The organism is Pedobacter alluvionis, from assembly GCF_003664035.1.
Classification (GTDB): domain Bacteria; phylum Bacteroidota; class Bacteroidia; order Sphingobacteriales; family Sphingobacteriaceae; genus Pedobacter; species Pedobacter alluvionis.
The window spans coordinates 205,835-220,142 of the sequence record NZ_RCCK01000013.1 but is presented as its reverse complement, the minus strand read 5'-3'; the positions used below and the strand labels follow the sequence as shown (position 1 = coordinate 220,142).

The window sequence follows — 14,308 nt, the reverse complement described above, 5'->3', positions numbered from 1 at the left end:
TTATTTTGTGTGTGTAAATTCAATTTCTTTAAAGTTAAAAACTTTTAAACCTTTTTCAGTATCAACGTTTAGTCTGCCGTTGTCTTCAACTCCTTTAATGATTCCTTCAAAAACCTCGCCGTTATATTTATATAACGCAGAAACCTGATAGTTATATAGCCTCGCAAGGTAATCATTTTGTAAAATACTGTATTTCCCTGCCCTCAAAATTAAGTAGTATTTTTCCATAAAAATGAATATTTTCTCCATAATATCCATTAAAGACACATCTCTTTGTAAAATTTGAATGACGGAAGTCGCACGCTCACTGATACTTTCAGAAAATTCTGATTGATTTACATTTAAGCCAATGCCAATAACTGATGATTTAAAAGAATTGCCTGTCAGTGTATTTTCGATTAATATTCCGCCTAATTTCTTATTATGGTAATACATATCATTGGGCCATTTTACCTTGATCCCCTCCGGTACAAAACAAGCTAAGGCATCGCTAACAGCCAAACTAACGGCAATATTTAAATAAAACTGCTTATCTAGTGGCAAAAAAGAAGGCTTTAAATAAATACTTGTACTAATATTTTTACCTGCCTGGGTTTGCCAAATGCTTTCCTGCTGCCCTCTTCCGGCAAACTGATTGTCTGCCATAATTACAGTACCTTCGGCTAATGGCTCGGATTTTGACACCAACTTTTTTAAAAAGTTATTAGTAGAATCAACTTCTTTTAATTTGATTAAATTTTGACCAACAAATAGTGTCGAAAAAGTGTTATTTTGCAAGTGTTGAATTTATAATATTGTAATTCCAAAATTAAAGCATTTTAATGGTAAAAAAGAAAATTGTAGCCCTTTCTACATACCTTTCAGAGTTAGCCGTTCACGGCATACAAGAGAAAAAAGGAGAAGATATAGTGCGGTTAGATCTTAGAAATATTCATACTTCAGTGGCTGATTACTTTATTATAGCAAGTGCCAACTCTGGTACTCAGGTAAAAGCTATTGCCGATAGTGTAGAAAAAGAAATATATAAAGCCACTCAGGCCGATCCGAGACATAAAGAAGGTTTCGAATCAGCAGATTGGATTATTCTTGATTATTTCGATGTGGTTGTGCACATTTTTAAAACAGAAAAGCGCCACTTTTATGGCATAGAAGAACTTTGGGGGGATGCAGAAAGCACAAATTATCAAAGCGCATAACCTAATAGAACCATTTTGACAAAGACAAATGAACGATAATCAAAACACCAACGAAAAACAGGGGAGAAGGATTCCAAACATCCCTAAAAAACCACAAAAAGGATCAAAATTTAATATTTTCTGGGTGTATGCGGCCATTATCATAGCCATTATTGCAGCACAGTTTTTATTTACTACCGATGGCGGTAAAGAAGTAACCTACCAAAAGTTTGAACAACAGATGTTACTTAAAGGTGACGTACAGAAAGTTGTTGCTTATAAATCCGACGATTTGGTCCGCGTAGAGGTGTACATCAAAAAAGATAGCTTAAAAAAACCAATATACAATGCATATAAAAGCACTAGCACATTTAGTGTAAATAATGCCGCTAGTCCTGTTGTATTTTTCAATGCCGGAACGATGGATGGGCTGGATAAACAACTTGCCGATTCGCAAAAGGATCTTCCTGCAAACCAACCAAGAGTTCTTGCAGAGAAAACCAGCCGCAGCAATCCGTTGGCAAGCTGGTTTTTAAGCATCATTTTACCTGTATTGCTTTTAATCGGTTTCTGGATTTTTATGATGCGCAGAATGGGCGGCGGTGCTGGCGGTGGCGGTCAGATTTTCAGTATCGGAAAATCAAAAGCTACTTTATTTGATAAAGAAAGCCAGGTAAATATCACTTTCAACGATGTTGCAGGTTTAGAAGAAGCAAAAACAGAGGTAATGGAAATTGTTGATTTCCTTAAAAACCCTAAAAAATATACTGATCTGGGTGGAAAAATCCCAAAAGGTGCCTTATTGGTAGGTTCGCCCGGTACTGGTAAAACCTTATTGGCTAAAGCAGTTGCAGGTGAAGCACAGGTTCCGTTCTTTTCTCTGTCAGGATCTGATTTTGTAGAGATGTTTGTTGGAGTAGGCGCATCTCGTGTTCGCGACTTGTTTAAACAAGCAAAAGATAAATCTCCTTGTATCATCTTTATTGATGAGATTGATGCTATTGGCCGTGCCCGTGGTAAAAACGGTGTAATGGGCGGAAATGACGAACGCGAAAATACCTTAAATCAGCTTTTGGTTGAAATGGATGGCTTTGGCACCAATACACATGTTATTATCTTAGCTGCAACAAACCGTGCTGATGTCTTAGATAAGGCATTATTAAGAGCAGGTAGATTTGACAGACAGATTTATGTTGATTTACCGGATGTTATCGAGCGTAAACAAATTTTCGAAGTTCACATCACCCCGCTTAAAAAATCAGAAGAGCTTGATACCGAATTTTTAGCTAAACAAACGCCAGGATTCTCAGGCGCAGATATTGCAAATGTTTGTAACGAAGCGGCACTAATTGCTGCCCGGAAAAATAAATCGGCAGTTGATAAGCAAGATTTCTTAGATGCTGTAGATAGAATTGTAGGTGGTTTAGAAAAGAAAAACAAAATCATCACACCTGCTGAAAAACGCGCTATTGCGATTCACGAGGCTGGTCACGCCACAGTAAGCTGGTTGTTAGAACATGCGGCGCCATTGGTTAAAGTTACTATCGTTCCACGTGGACAGAGCTTAGGTGCAGCCTGGTACTTACCAGAAGAACGCTTAATTGTTCGCCCACACCAAATGCTTGATGAAATGTGTGCAACTATGGGCGGTAGGGCAGCTGAAAAAGTGATGTTCGATACCATTTCTACAGGTGCCTTGAGCGATTTAGAAAAAGTAAATAAACAGGCCAGGGCAATGGTGACCATTTATGGCCTGAACGAAAAATTAGGAAACATTACTTATTATGATTCATCTGGTCAGAACGAGTATAATTTCTCTAAACCATATTCAGAAGATACCGCTTTAACTATCGACAAAGAGATTTCGGCATTAATTGAGGGTCAATACCAGAGAGCAATTTCTTTATTGGAAGAAAATAAAGATAAATTGATCCAATTGGCTGATATTCTGATTGAAAAAGAAGTTTTATTTAAAGATGATTTAGAAGTGATTTTCGGAAAACGTTTATTCGAAAGTCAAGGCGAAAGTGGCACACCGGGACATATTACCCCCGTTGAGGCTTAAATAAATAATTTCTATTATTACATTTGCTACCCTGGTTTAATCATAGGGTAGCTTTTTTTTATATGAAGGATAATACGACAGCAAAAGAACAAATACTAAAAAAGATAAGGAAAGCACTATTAGAGAAGCGCGAAAACCCATATCCTAATTTAGAAGAAAGTGCATTGTATAAAAAAAATACGGATGAGCTGGAGGTATTATTTGCCGAACAGCTTACGGCTATATCCGGTAATTTTATCTTCTGCGAAGACGGAATCGATTTTTTTGAAAACATGTTGCAGCTAGCCGATAAGTTTAAATGGCGTAAAATATATTGCTGGGAACCAGAATTACAACAATTTTTAAGCAAATACGAATTCCCTTTTTACCAAACCGATAAGGATTTTGAGCAGGCTGAAGTGGGCATTACCCTTTGCGAAGCATTGGTTGCCCGTAACGGAAGTGTAATGGTTAGCAATAGCGGTGCTGCAGGAAGAAGGCTCAGCATCTTTCCACACCACCATATTGTGATCGCCAAAACCAGTCAGTTGGTTTTAGATCTTAAAGACGCTTTTCTGTTATTGAAAAACAAGTATGGTAATCAGATCCCATCGATGATTAGCAATATTACAGGCCCTAGCAGAACTGCCGATATCGAAAAAACATTGGTTTTAGGCGCACACGGGCCTAAAGAACTTTTTGTGTTTTTAATTGATGATTTTAGTTAGCTACCACTCGTAATAGGCCTGGAGGCTTGTCTATGTATGCCGTCGGTCAAATTCGCTTTTCCACAAATTGGTCTTGGTACCAAAAACTAAATCCAATCAGGAGTGACTTTATTTATGTGTTTAAAGCACGATCCCCGATTTCTTGCACCATTCAACAACTTGATCATAGGTTTCGGCGTTAATTAGAACTGCTCCATTACAATCGGTAAAACCCCTCGAATGCACGCCAGCTAACCTTACTGCACCATCTTTTTTAACCCATACTGGCGAACCGCTATTTCTAACGATTGTGAACAAATCGTACCTTAAGGAAGCATCAACAATCGAAAAGTTTTTTGTTTCCTGCGTCCACATTTCAAATAAATCCTTATCTCCCGGCGAGCCTGTAAGGTGCAAATCAGCGCCAAGCAATTCATCTGACTTAAGCGGCATAGATTTATAACAGCCACCTACCTTTTTAAAGAGAGAAGAATCAGGTAAAATTATTATTGAAAAGTCACGGTTAATTTTAGAATTAATCCAATATGCAGATTTAAAGAATTTGTTTTCTCCCTTCTTTAATTTTAAAGATGTTTTGGCCTTGAAAGTCTTATTATCTATCGATCCGAAATATAAATCGACTTTTCTTGTGCCTCTAAAAAGAAAGAACGGCAACCGTTTTACAAATGGAAAATAGGCCAGGTTGTGCCCTGCAGTAATAATTACCCGGGGATGGATTAAGGCTCCAGAACCATAATATTTATGCCAACCTCTGGTCATTTCTATATAACAGGAATAATCGTTTGGAATATTAGCTGTTGTAATGCGTTCTCTTTTAGTAGAATCCGGCTTACAATCTTGTGCCCTTACCTTGGTAATTAACACAATAGAAATGAGCAATAAAATAATTCTATGTTTCATTGTAATATCCAGTTTTATATGTTTCACTTTAGCGTCGGCTACCGGTTCGCTTTTAGCACTTTCCTAACAACCATATTTCTAGTGGCATCAAGGCAATATACATCTTCATCATAATTGGTATATACCCGCGAAAGAAAAGGTGTAAGATCAGGTTCGCCCGGCATTTTTCTGCCACCAACATAAATGGATATGCTTACAAATCGGCCAGCATCTTTATCCAGTTTTATACTTTTTTTGGTTTTTAAGTTGTAAATTTCAACGTTTTCATAACCCGTATAATTGTTTCCATAAGAGCGCCATTCAGGAAGTGTCGGACTTTTGCACACCACAAAATAATCATCAGCCAGGTGGAAAATGGTACTTATCGTATTGTCGTTAAAATATCTTTTGCCTTTAAGGTCAACTATATCGGCAATATTCAGTTCTCTTCCGTTTGATATTTTATTGGTTTGCTTTAAAAGCACTATACCAATGTTCTTTGGAAAATTATTTTTGTTTTCGCCCATTACAGCATAAGCCTCCAAATAATCGTTACTCTTTAGCACAGTATCTTTATTCTCGTTTAAAAAACAATTAGCCCGGCTATTGTGGGTAAACATACCCATTCCCCAACCTGCATAGAGCTGTATATCTTTGCCTAACTTAACCGGCCCCTTCTTTACAGGTAACTCAGGTTTTTTATTCCCGGATACCGGCACTTTTCCCATCGTAACATGCACTTCAGTTACCTTATTTTTAGCAGCAACTTCAGCCTGTTTCTTTTTAAAGGCAATTGCATTTTCGGCTTTAAGTTTTTCATTTTTTAAATTATGTGCAGCAGAAGCTGCTTTATCATCAGCTATTTTCTTTTTCCTGGCATCCTCATTTTCTTTATCACAGGCAGGGCACATCAGTTTTCCCTCCGCGTTATTCCAGCCCTTAGGTGCAAACCTGCAATTGTAACGGGCGTATTCACTCTTCGAAACATGCGATTGTGCATTCGCCACCTGTAATATAAACAGCAGCAAAATAGTCGTCAGGAAATTTTTCATTTTTAGTCATTTAGTTTAATGTAAAAGTAATCAATAGCCAAAGTGGTTTATATACCCTTTACTCGGTATATTTAGTACCTGATTTATGTGTTATATTTATAAAATATTGATCGGTTTCGACACAGGCCACTAATTCTCTCATCAATGAATAAAGTTTTTTTCCTATTCTTATTTTTCCTGTTTGCATTCGGGCAATGCTTTGCGCAACAAGGCAACCCAATTTTAATCGATACAGCCAAAAAATTCAATATTAGCAAGCATGGGTATTTCTATGAGGACAAAAATTTAAACCTGAACATCGATTCTGTTATAAAATATAAGCAGGCCGGTAAACTCACCCCATTAATAGCAGGAAAAGTTTTTAGTAAAGGTTATACCCAATCTTATTACTGGGTTGCTTTTGATATCAAAAACACCTTAAATCAATCTGTACACCTCATGTTTAAGGAGCAGAGCTCAAGCATTAATCAACTCCAGCTGTTTAAAGTAGATGAGCGGGGAAAGGTTTATCCGCTAGGTTTAACCGGCGATCATTTCCCTTTTAAACAACGCCCCTATCGTAACAGGAGCTTCATCTATCCAATAGTTCTTTCGCCTCATGAAAAAGCCACTTTTTATTTGTGGGCAGATAAACGCGGACAGAATATGTATATGCCGATGTCTATCGGACGCGATGTTGATATTATTCAGGCAGAAATTCCACAGCACACCTTATTTGGATTTTACACAGGCATTTTTGTTTTTGCAGTGATTTTTAACCTATTGTTGTTTGCCTCGGTTAGAGATAATATCCACTTATATTATGCGATTTACATTTTTTGCACCCTAATTTTTATCCTGGAAGAAGAGGGCCTGGCCTTTCAATGGTTTTACCCAAACTTGCCTGGTCTCCAGGATTACATGCGATTAATTATGGCCTCATTGAGCTGTGGACTGTTAATCCAGGTGATGCAACTGTTTGTAAATCAAAATCGCACAAACAGTAAGTTATACCGCTTTACAAACTATTATAAAAGATTCTGTTGGGCCATGTCGATCATTCCGGTTTTTATGCTCTTCAAATCGTTTATTATTTTAGAAAAAACGGTTTTTTACATCAACAATTTTCTTGCGCTCCTTACGGTAATCATTATTATTATTTGTGTGGTAGAAAGAATAAGATCAGGCTACAAGTTGGGCTGGTATTATTTTATTGCAACCGTGATGTTGTTATTTGGGGTTTTTAATTATGTTTTTAACACTTTAGGACTCACCAACTTTAATTTATTAAAGCCAAATGGTTTAGTGGTAGGTTTAACAGCAGAAATTATTTTCCTTTCTTTTGCACTAACACAACGCTATAACTTTTTAAAGAAGGAAAAAGAAATCCTGCTGGAAGAAAAAAGCAAACACCAGGTAGACCTGGCCGATGGCATTTTTAATGCACAGGAAGATGAACGGACACGTTTGGCCCGCGATCTTCATGATGACCTCGGCGGCACACTTTCCATTATAAAACTAAATATCACCGCTTTTCAGCACAAAGTTTTAAAACTTACAGAAAATGACCGCATATTTTACGACCAAACCATTAGCATGATTGAAAAGGCATGTGCCGATTTAAGGGAAATTTCGCACAATTTAATGCCTAAAAACTTTGAGCAACTGGGTTTAATTGAAACCCTGAAAGAAAACTTCATCGCCTTAAACCAATCGGGCAAAATTGCTTTCGAATTTGTTTACCAAGTAGAACATCCCATCGAAAGCTCTATGGAAATTACCATTTACCGTATGGTTAACGAGCTCGTAAATAATATCAACAGACACTCTTTCGCAACAAAAGCGACTATTCAGATTTTATCTTTTAATGAAAGGATCAATATCATGGCTGAAGACAACGGTATTGGTTTTAGTCAGGAAGAGGATAAAAAGGGATTAGGTATGCAGAATATACGCTCGAGGGTAAGCTATTTGAACGGGAAAATTCAGGTAGACAGTAATCAAAATGGAACCACAATCGTTATCGATATCCCGCTGAAATAATGGACAAAATTGAACAAAAACCGACCACATTAATGATCGCAGATGATCATAAACTATTTGCCGAAGGATTATCGGCCATCCTTTCTGAACAACCTGACTTTAAGATAATCGGCATGGCATCAAACGGAAAGGAAATCCTGCACCTTTTAAACCACCAAATACCGGATATTTTAATCCTGGACCTAAATATGCCTGTTTTAGATGGAGAAATTGCCGCCGAAAAAGTAAGACAATTATTCCCTTCAGTAAAAATTATGGTATTATCAATGTACTATACGGTTAAATTAGCAGCAAAATTAGAAAGTATAGGGGTGAAGGCTTTCGTTCAAAAAGATACCGATGCAGAAACATTATTTAGAATTATATCAGATTTGCAGCTCGGTGAAAAATATTTCCAGAAAATAAAATCTGATGTCCAGCCATCGGTATTTAACGATGGAGATCATTTTCAAAAAAGCCACAACCTAACAGCGAGAGAAATGGAAATCCTTAAATTGATCAGCGAAGACTATTCTTCACAGCAAATTGCCCAAAAATTATTTATAGCTTTAAACACCGTTGATACCCACCGTAAAAATATGGCACAAAAGCTAAACGTGACGGGAAAAGCAGGATTATTAAAGTTTGCCCTTGAAAATAAGCTGCGCTAAAATTAAATTTATTTTCGAATATCGAATATAATTGATATTTTTATACTACATACCGTTTTGGTATGCGGTATTATAATTATGAGCAAAGCAATAAATACGGTAATTACCGGTACTGGGAGTTATATTCCACAAAATATTATTTCCGGTAATGAATTCTTAAACTCAACATTTTTTGAGAATGGAAATCTATTAGAGAAGGAGAATTCAGAGATCATTGATAAATTCTCTGAAATTACAGAGATCGTAGAAAGACGCTACGCCTGCGCCGAGCAGTTAAGCAATCACATTGGTGCAAAAGCTGCAGAAAAAGCCATTGAAAATGCAGGTATTGATAAAGAAACTTTAGACTATATTATATTCTGTCATAATTTTGGAGATATCCCTTTGGGTAGCAACCGCATTGATATTTTGCCGTCTTTAGCTTCAAAGGTAAAACAACAACTGGGCATTGAAAATCCAGACTGCGTTGCCTACGACATCATTTTTGGTTGCCCTGGATGGGTTCAGGGTGCAATACAGGCAGATTACTATATTAAAAGCGGAGATGCGAAACGTGTTATGGTTATTGGTGCAGAAACCTTAAGCCGTATTATCGATCCACATGACCGTGATAGCATGATCTTTTCAGATGGTGCAGGCGCTGTAATCTTCGAAGCAGAAGAATCAGAAGAAAAAAGAGGAATACTGGCACATAAAACAGAAACGCATGCCGTAAATTATGGCAATTTATTAACTATGGGCAAGAGCGCTCATCCTGATGAAACCAATGGAAACCTTTACTTAAAAATGAATGGGCGTAAGCTTTACGAATTTGCAGTTGTTCAGGTACCTCAGGTAATTAAAAAGGCCATTGATAAAGCAGGATTAAGCGTTGAAGATATAAATATCGTATTTGTTCATCAGGCTAACGGCAAAATGGATACTGCCATTATGAAACGTTTGTTTAAGTTATATGGTAAAGATACCGTGCCAGAAAACCTGGTTCCAATGACGATTTCTTGGTTGGGGAACAGCTCGGTTGCAACTGTACCAACCTTATTGGATCTCGTTTTAAAAGGTGAAGTTAAAGGCTATAAAGTTAAACCTGGTGATATAGCTGTTTTCGCTTCAGTAGGAGCAGGGATGCATATTAATGCTTTTATTCACCGGTTCTAATTTGCCAGCCGTTTTAAACCGGCCCTAGCCTGGCTTTCAATACTGCTTTCAAACTCATGATTTTTCATGGCAATAGCAGTATTGAAAGCCTCTTTTGCTTTCGCAATATTTTTCCTTCTTTCATAAACCTTACCCATCTGCACCGCAGCATTTGCCGCAAAATAATACTTCAGGTTTTTTCCTTCGTTAATTGTTTCCTGGTAAGCTGTTAATGCCTGATCGTCTTTCCCTAAATCATCGTAAATTCTACCTAAACGGTAATTCAGTTCTGTTTTGTCTTTATCGTTGGTATAATCCGTAACCTTCTTATCATCAAGAATCTGCAGGGCCTTGCTTAAATAGCCACCATCAAACAATAATCGGGCTTTTAACAGGTCAACTGTTGGCGTACCTGAAGCTGCTTCGGCTTTTGCCTGTTTGTCTTTTTCCATATAGGTATAACCATTTTTAATTGCTTTAGCTGAAAATGCCGTATAAGCTGCTTTATCACCCTTTAGAAGAGAGATCCAGCCCAAATGGAGGTAAGCATCCTTCACAAAGTTAACACCCTTGGTTGTCTGCAAAAAGCGGTTAAAACACACCCCTGAATTAAGATCAAGTTTGTTCAGGTGCGCAATCCCCTCCAGATAATCTAAATAAGGAAAAGGCTGATAAACGCCTCCTTCAGGCCGCTTCGCTAAAATAGCAATGGCTTCTTCGCTATGCCCGTTTTTAATGCACACATAACTCTGCAAATAACTTTTTAATAAACTGGTATCGGCAATTCTTACTGTATATTTCATTGTTTTTGCATAGGCGTGCGGACTATGTGCCACATCAGTTAATACATAGGCATAATAAAACACTACTTCTTCATAAAAAGGCTCGTAAGATGACTTTGGTAAGTTATCGGCTAGTTTTTCGAACATATTTAACCCACTCTGCAGATTTCCTTTAATACCAAAGGTTGAAAGCGCCGTTTTCAAAGCACCATCTGGAAGATTACCCAATACGGCATTAATCAATCCTAAGCCTTTTAAGTTTAAGTGAAAATTCGGAAACTTCTTATTGTTCTCCTGCAAAAGACTGTTTGCTTTTTTAACCTCCATAGCTGCGTTAAAATACTCTCCAAAGCGCCCACGGATGAGCGCCCATTGCAAATTGATCTCCGCCTGGGCATACAGGTAATATGGCGAACTTTTATCATCATCACTTATTTGATCCAAACGGGTAGATTTATTGCCTTTTAAGCGATCAAAATCAGCTTTGCTCTCTGAAGTTAAAACCGTAAAATAATCTACATAATTTTCTAAAAGAGGAATAATAGAATTATTGGGGTGCTGTTTCTTTTCGGTTGAAATATATGCTCTTGCGTTACCGAGTTTCAGTTCGAAAATGCTCTTGTAAGCGTTTAGGCAATTGTTGTTAAAATCGAAGTTTGCAAGCGAAAACAAAGGAGAGAGGAGCAGGGCAGAGGTTATAAAAAAACGGAAGCTTTTATTCATCAGGGATTCTATTTCGGTTTGGTTCTGTGCTGCCGCAACAGCTTCACATGTTAACAAATATCTACATTAAACGCTAAAAAGTTATTGTTGTTTTGTGTGAGCAAAAAAACAGACCTAAACAAAAAACGTCCCGATTAGATCGGAACGTTTAATTATTTTTTTGTGATGGATTAACCTTCGGCTACTTCGTGTGTTAAAGCCTCATCAACTAAAATACGACCGCAGTGTTCACAAACGATAATTTTTTTACGTTGACGGATATCTAACTGGCGTTGAGGTGGAATCTGGTTAAAACAACCTGAGCAAGAATCGCGATCGATGGTTACTACCGCTAAACCATTTACCGCATTTTTGCGTAAACGTTTGTAGGCAACCAATAAACGCTCTTCGATCTGAGGCTCAGCTTTATCAGCTTTCTTTTGTAAATCCTGCTCTTCTTTTTCAGTTTCTGCAGTAATTACATCCAATTCGCCTTTTTTAACTTCCAAATCTTTCTTTCTGCCATCTAACTCTGCTTTAGCTGCTTCGTAGATTTCAGTTTTAGAAGTGATTTCGAAACCGTGTTCTTTAATTTTCTTTTCAGAAACCTGAATATCTAAACCTTGAATTTCAATTTCCTTAGTTAAAGCATCGTATTCACGGTTGTTTTTAACTTCTTTTAATTGAGTATCGTATCTTTTGATGGCAGCTTGCGCATCTTTAATTGTATTTTTACGGGTTACGATCGAATCTTCAAGATCATCAAGTTCACCTTTGATTTTTGCAATTCTAGTTTCTAATCCTAAAACGTCATCCTCAAGATCGGCAACTTCCATTGGTAATTCACCACGTACCTGGCGGATCTTATCAATTTTTGTGTGGATATTTTGTAATTCGTATAAAGCCTTTAGCTTTTGTTCTACGGTTTGTTCCATTAAAACAAGTAATTTATGGGGTTTGTATTTTGCTCCGTTAAACGGATTGCAAAGTTAGTAAATTTTTTCTGAATAATTTCAAGCAATAAATTTGAGGTAAATTGTTCAGTTTCAAAGTGTCCGATGTCGGCAATGATCAATTTTTCCTCCGCATCGAAAAACTCGTGGTATTTAAAATCTGCAGTAATAAAAGCATCCGCACCGGCAGCAATAGCCTCCCTTAAAAGGAAACTTCCTGAGCCACCACAAACCGCAACTTTTTTAATCCTTTTGCCAATTACATCAGTATGCCTAACCACTTTAGCCTGCATCCTGTCTTTTACCAGGTGTAAAAAATCGTATGCATCCATGTCGTATTCCAACCAACCCACCATGCCCGAACCAACCAGTTGATGTTTGTTTTCGAGTTTATAAATATCGTAAGCTACCTCTTCGTAAGGATGGTTTTCGAACAAAGCAAGCAAAATTTTGCGCTCGGCCTGTGTAGGGTATACCATTTCGATCCTTACTTCATTTTCCCGGTGCCGGATACCTTTTTCACCCACAAAAGGGTCTGAATCTTCGTTACCTTTAAAGGTGCCAAAACCATCGGCATTGAAACTGCATTCGCTATAATTGCCAATGTTTCCCGCCCCTGCATAAAACAATGCAGACCGCAGTTGTTCAGCCTGTGCCTGTGGACAATAAGTAACCAGTTTTTTTAACAGTCCGGTTTTTGGCGAAAGTACCTTAGTGCCTGTTAAACCCAAACGTTCACAGATCCTCGCATTTACGCCGGTATGGATGCTGTCTAAATTGGTATGAATGGCATAAAGTGCAATATTGTTTTTTATGGCTTTCAGCACTACACGTTCCACGTAGTTTTTGCCGTTTAGCTTTTTTAGTCCTTTAAAAACAATCGGATGATGGGTAATGATGAGGTTACAGCCTGTAGAAATGGCTTCGTCTACAATTTTCTCCACGCAATCTAAAGCCACCAGCGCAGCACGGATTTCCATATTAGGATCGCCCACAATCAAACCGGAGTTGTCATAATCTTCCTGATAATTAAGTGGCGCAATGCTTTCTAAATAATTGGTAATTTCAGCTAATTTCATTCGATAAATATAAATAAAGCCTGCAGGTTTCGAAAACTTGTAAAGCTAAAAGAGACAGCAATAAGTTAAAGCGTTTTCCTTAGATGTTCTCAAGTGTCTTAGGTGGTCAAATGTTATTTGGAAATTAGCGTGCGGTGCGCTTCGGAGGTGAAAGTCCTGCTATCGCTTCAAGTCCTCACTCGTTGCTCGCTCCGGGCTTTACGCTTTATCAGGTTTATTTAACAAAGCGTGTGGTTCTTAGGGTTATTCTACTATTAAAAACCTCGCAGGTTTCAGAAATCTGCGAGGTTTAAATATCAGATAATAATTCTGCTAGAATTTTCCTGCCTGTTGAAATCCACCACCCATTCTCACCATCTGCAAGCTTTCGAAAACCATTTTCTGGTTGTGTTCAAAAGCTAGTGTTTTGTGGTTTACTACGTCAATAATCGATCCGATAAAACATAAACCTGCAGTTAAAAGGTATAAAATACCCATTCCGATCTGTCCGATGATAAACCTTTGCAAGCCTGGAACAGCAAATAGCCCGATTAAGCAGAAAATCAACATGTCAGATGGGTTTTTTCTTTTGCTGCTGTAAACCATCAGGAAATTACGCAACTGCTCTTCAGTTAAACCTGTTGTTGCTTGTTGTAAATATGAGTATTCCTCTGGTGTTATACCTGGTAACGACATTAGAGGTGATTGAAATATATCCATGGTTTCTATGTATTTGTGGTTGAAATTTTAAATTTATTTTTATTTTTTATCAAGGTGTAAATTCTATAAACTATTGTCAAAAGTGCCGGAAACCCAAACCAGTGTTCAGAAAAGCTTTCGATAAATTCGCCATGTAAAATATGACTGATTGACCTGCCTATACCACATCCCGGACACCAATCCTTAAAACCTAAATTAGCTAAAGGACAAAGTGTAAAATGATGCTCGTGGCTATTCGCTGTTGCCAGTAATACTAAAGCCGCTATCCAGAAAAAAAGTTCTAGTGGAAAGCTCTTAACGTATTTCATCAGTTATCATTTATTTTCAATGGTGATGAAGCTATCATGATTTATTTTTAGTGTTATTGGAAATCATGATGGTTTCACTTTTTATATAATTTAGAGGTTGT

At 37.5% G+C, this 14,308-nt stretch carries 14 protein-coding genes; 6 read left to right on the top strand and 8 right to left on the bottom strand.

The annotated features are described in order from the left end of the window. Positions 1 to 777 (bottom strand): biotin--[acetyl-CoA-carboxylase] ligase, encoded by a 777-nt coding sequence (locus BCL90_RS17765; RefSeq protein WP_121285395.1) that lies wholly within the window; start codon positions 775 to 777, stop codon positions 1 to 3. Between the two features lie 44 nt (positions 778 to 821). Between BCL90_RS17765 and rsfS the strand changes: the two genes are divergently transcribed. The 3 genes from rsfS to BCL90_RS17750 all read left to right on the top strand — a co-directional run bounded on the left by rsfS (position 822) and on the right by BCL90_RS17750 (position 3,947). After that, positions 822 to 1,196 carry a ribosome silencing factor gene (rsfS, locus tag BCL90_RS17760; RefSeq protein ID WP_057930976.1) on the top strand — a complete coding sequence of 125 codons (375 nt, stop codon included), beginning with the start codon at positions 822 to 824 and terminating at the stop codon, positions 1,194 to 1,196. Between the two features lie 28 nt (positions 1,197 to 1,224). Then, positions 1,225 to 3,240 carry an ATP-dependent zinc metalloprotease FtsH gene (ftsH, locus tag BCL90_RS17755; protein WP_121285393.1) on the top strand — a complete coding sequence of 672 codons (2,016 nt, stop codon included), beginning with the start codon at positions 1,225 to 1,227 and terminating at the stop codon, positions 3,238 to 3,240. A 62-nt stretch (positions 3,241 to 3,302) separates the two neighbouring features. Continuing rightward, on the top strand, positions 3,303 to 3,947 hold the full coding sequence (locus BCL90_RS17750; protein ID WP_121285391.1) for a LutC/YkgG family protein: 645 nt from the start codon (positions 3,303 to 3,305) through the stop codon (positions 3,945 to 3,947). A gap of 120 nt (positions 3,948 to 4,067) precedes the next feature. On the opposite strand, the gene BCL90_RS17745 is transcribed toward BCL90_RS17750, so the two are convergent. Continuing rightward, positions 4,068 to 4,847, bottom strand: coding sequence for a trypsin-like serine peptidase (locus BCL90_RS17745; protein ID WP_121285389.1), 780 nt, complete (start codon positions 4,845 to 4,847; stop codon positions 4,068 to 4,070). 38 nt (positions 4,848 to 4,885) lie between these two features. Next, entirely contained in the window at positions 4,886 to 5,878 is a 993-nt protein-coding gene (locus BCL90_RS17740) for a hypothetical protein (RefSeq protein WP_121285387.1), read from the bottom strand. A gap of 144 nt (positions 5,879 to 6,022) precedes the next feature. On the opposite strand from BCL90_RS17740, the gene BCL90_RS17735 reads away from it, so the two are divergent. From BCL90_RS17735 to BCL90_RS17725, 3 genes are all read left to right on the top strand, one after another. Further along, entirely contained in the window at positions 6,023 to 7,900 is a 1,878-nt protein-coding gene (locus BCL90_RS17735) for a sensor histidine kinase (RefSeq protein WP_121285385.1), read from the top strand. Then, positions 7,900 to 8,550: a response regulator transcription factor gene (locus BCL90_RS17730; protein WP_121285383.1), complete on the top strand. Its 651-nt coding sequence runs from the start codon at positions 7,900 to 7,902 to the stop codon at positions 8,548 to 8,550. Before BCL90_RS17735 ends, BCL90_RS17730 begins: the two co-directional genes overlap by 1 nt. 78 nt (positions 8,551 to 8,628) lie before the next feature. Then, positions 8,629 to 9,705: a 3-oxoacyl-ACP synthase III family protein gene (locus BCL90_RS17725; protein WP_121285381.1), complete on the top strand. Its 1,077-nt coding sequence runs from the start codon at positions 8,629 to 8,631 to the stop codon at positions 9,703 to 9,705. On the opposite strand, the gene BCL90_RS17720 is transcribed toward BCL90_RS17725, so the two are convergent. From BCL90_RS17720 to BCL90_RS17700, 5 genes are all read right to left on the bottom strand, one after another. Next, positions 9,702 to 11,246, bottom strand: coding sequence for a YfgM family protein (locus BCL90_RS17720; protein ID WP_244094979.1), 1,545 nt, complete (start codon positions 11,244 to 11,246; stop codon positions 9,702 to 9,704). The genes BCL90_RS17725 and BCL90_RS17720 overlap by 4 nt on opposite strands. A 113-nt stretch (positions 11,247 to 11,359) precedes the next feature. Further along, positions 11,360 to 12,103 carry a zinc ribbon domain-containing protein gene (locus tag BCL90_RS17715; protein WP_121285379.1) on the bottom strand — a complete coding sequence of 248 codons (744 nt, stop codon included), beginning with the start codon at positions 12,101 to 12,103 and terminating at the stop codon, positions 11,360 to 11,362. After that, the gene (locus BCL90_RS17710; protein WP_121285378.1) at positions 12,103 to 13,200 is read right to left on the bottom strand and encodes a Nif3-like dinuclear metal center hexameric protein; all 1,098 of its coding nucleotides are present in this window, start codon (positions 13,198 to 13,200) and stop codon (positions 12,103 to 12,105) included. Before BCL90_RS17710 ends, BCL90_RS17715 begins: the two co-directional genes overlap by 1 nt. Positions 13,201 to 13,512: 312 nt before the next feature. Beyond that, entirely contained in the window at positions 13,513 to 13,899 is a 387-nt protein-coding gene (locus BCL90_RS17705; RefSeq protein WP_090497432.1) for a TM2 domain-containing protein, read from the bottom strand. A gap of 5 nt (positions 13,900 to 13,904) precedes the next feature. Further along, positions 13,905 to 14,207 carry a DUF2752 domain-containing protein gene (locus BCL90_RS17700; protein ID WP_121285376.1) on the bottom strand — a complete coding sequence of 101 codons (303 nt, stop codon included), beginning with the start codon at positions 14,205 to 14,207 and terminating at the stop codon, positions 13,905 to 13,907. Positions 14,208 to 14,308 lie beyond the last annotated feature (101 nt).

What these genes read in the sequence shown, in the direction of transcription:
- BCL90_RS17735 (WP_121285385.1), top strand. Translation starts at nt 6,023, where the DNA reads ATGAATAAAGTTTTTTTCCTATTCTTATTTTTCCTGTTTGCATTCGGG.
- rsfS (WP_057930976.1), top strand. Translation starts at nt 822, where the DNA reads ATGGTAAAAAAGAAAATTGTAGCCCTTTCTACATACCTTTCAGAGTTA.
- BCL90_RS17715 (WP_121285379.1), bottom strand. Translation starts at nt 12,103, where the DNA reads ATGGAACAAACCGTAGAACAAAAGCTAAAGGCTTTATACGAATTACAA.
- BCL90_RS17750 (WP_121285391.1), top strand. Translation starts at nt 3,303, where the DNA reads ATGAAGGATAATACGACAGCAAAAGAACAAATACTAAAAAAGATAAGG.
- BCL90_RS17740 (WP_121285387.1), bottom strand. Translation starts at nt 5,878, where the DNA reads ATGAAAAATTTCCTGACGACTATTTTGCTGCTGTTTATATTACAGGTG.
- BCL90_RS17705 (WP_090497432.1), bottom strand. Translation starts at nt 13,899, where the DNA reads ATGGATATATTTCAATCACCTCTAATGTCGTTACCAGGTATAACACCA.
- BCL90_RS17730 (WP_121285383.1), top strand. Translation starts at nt 7,900, where the DNA reads ATGGACAAAATTGAACAAAAACCGACCACATTAATGATCGCAGATGAT.
- BCL90_RS17700 (WP_121285376.1), bottom strand. Translation starts at nt 14,207, where the DNA reads ATGAAATACGTTAAGAGCTTTCCACTAGAACTTTTTTTCTGGATAGCG.
- BCL90_RS17710 (WP_121285378.1), bottom strand. Translation starts at nt 13,200, where the DNA reads ATGAAATTAGCTGAAATTACCAATTATTTAGAAAGCATTGCGCCACTT.
- ftsH (WP_121285393.1), top strand. Translation starts at nt 1,225, where the DNA reads ATGAACGATAATCAAAACACCAACGAAAAACAGGGGAGAAGGATTCCA.
- BCL90_RS17745 (WP_121285389.1), bottom strand. Translation starts at nt 4,847, where the DNA reads ATGAAACATAGAATTATTTTATTGCTCATTTCTATTGTGTTAATTACC.
- BCL90_RS17725 (WP_121285381.1), top strand. Translation starts at nt 8,629, where the DNA reads ATGAGCAAAGCAATAAATACGGTAATTACCGGTACTGGGAGTTATATT.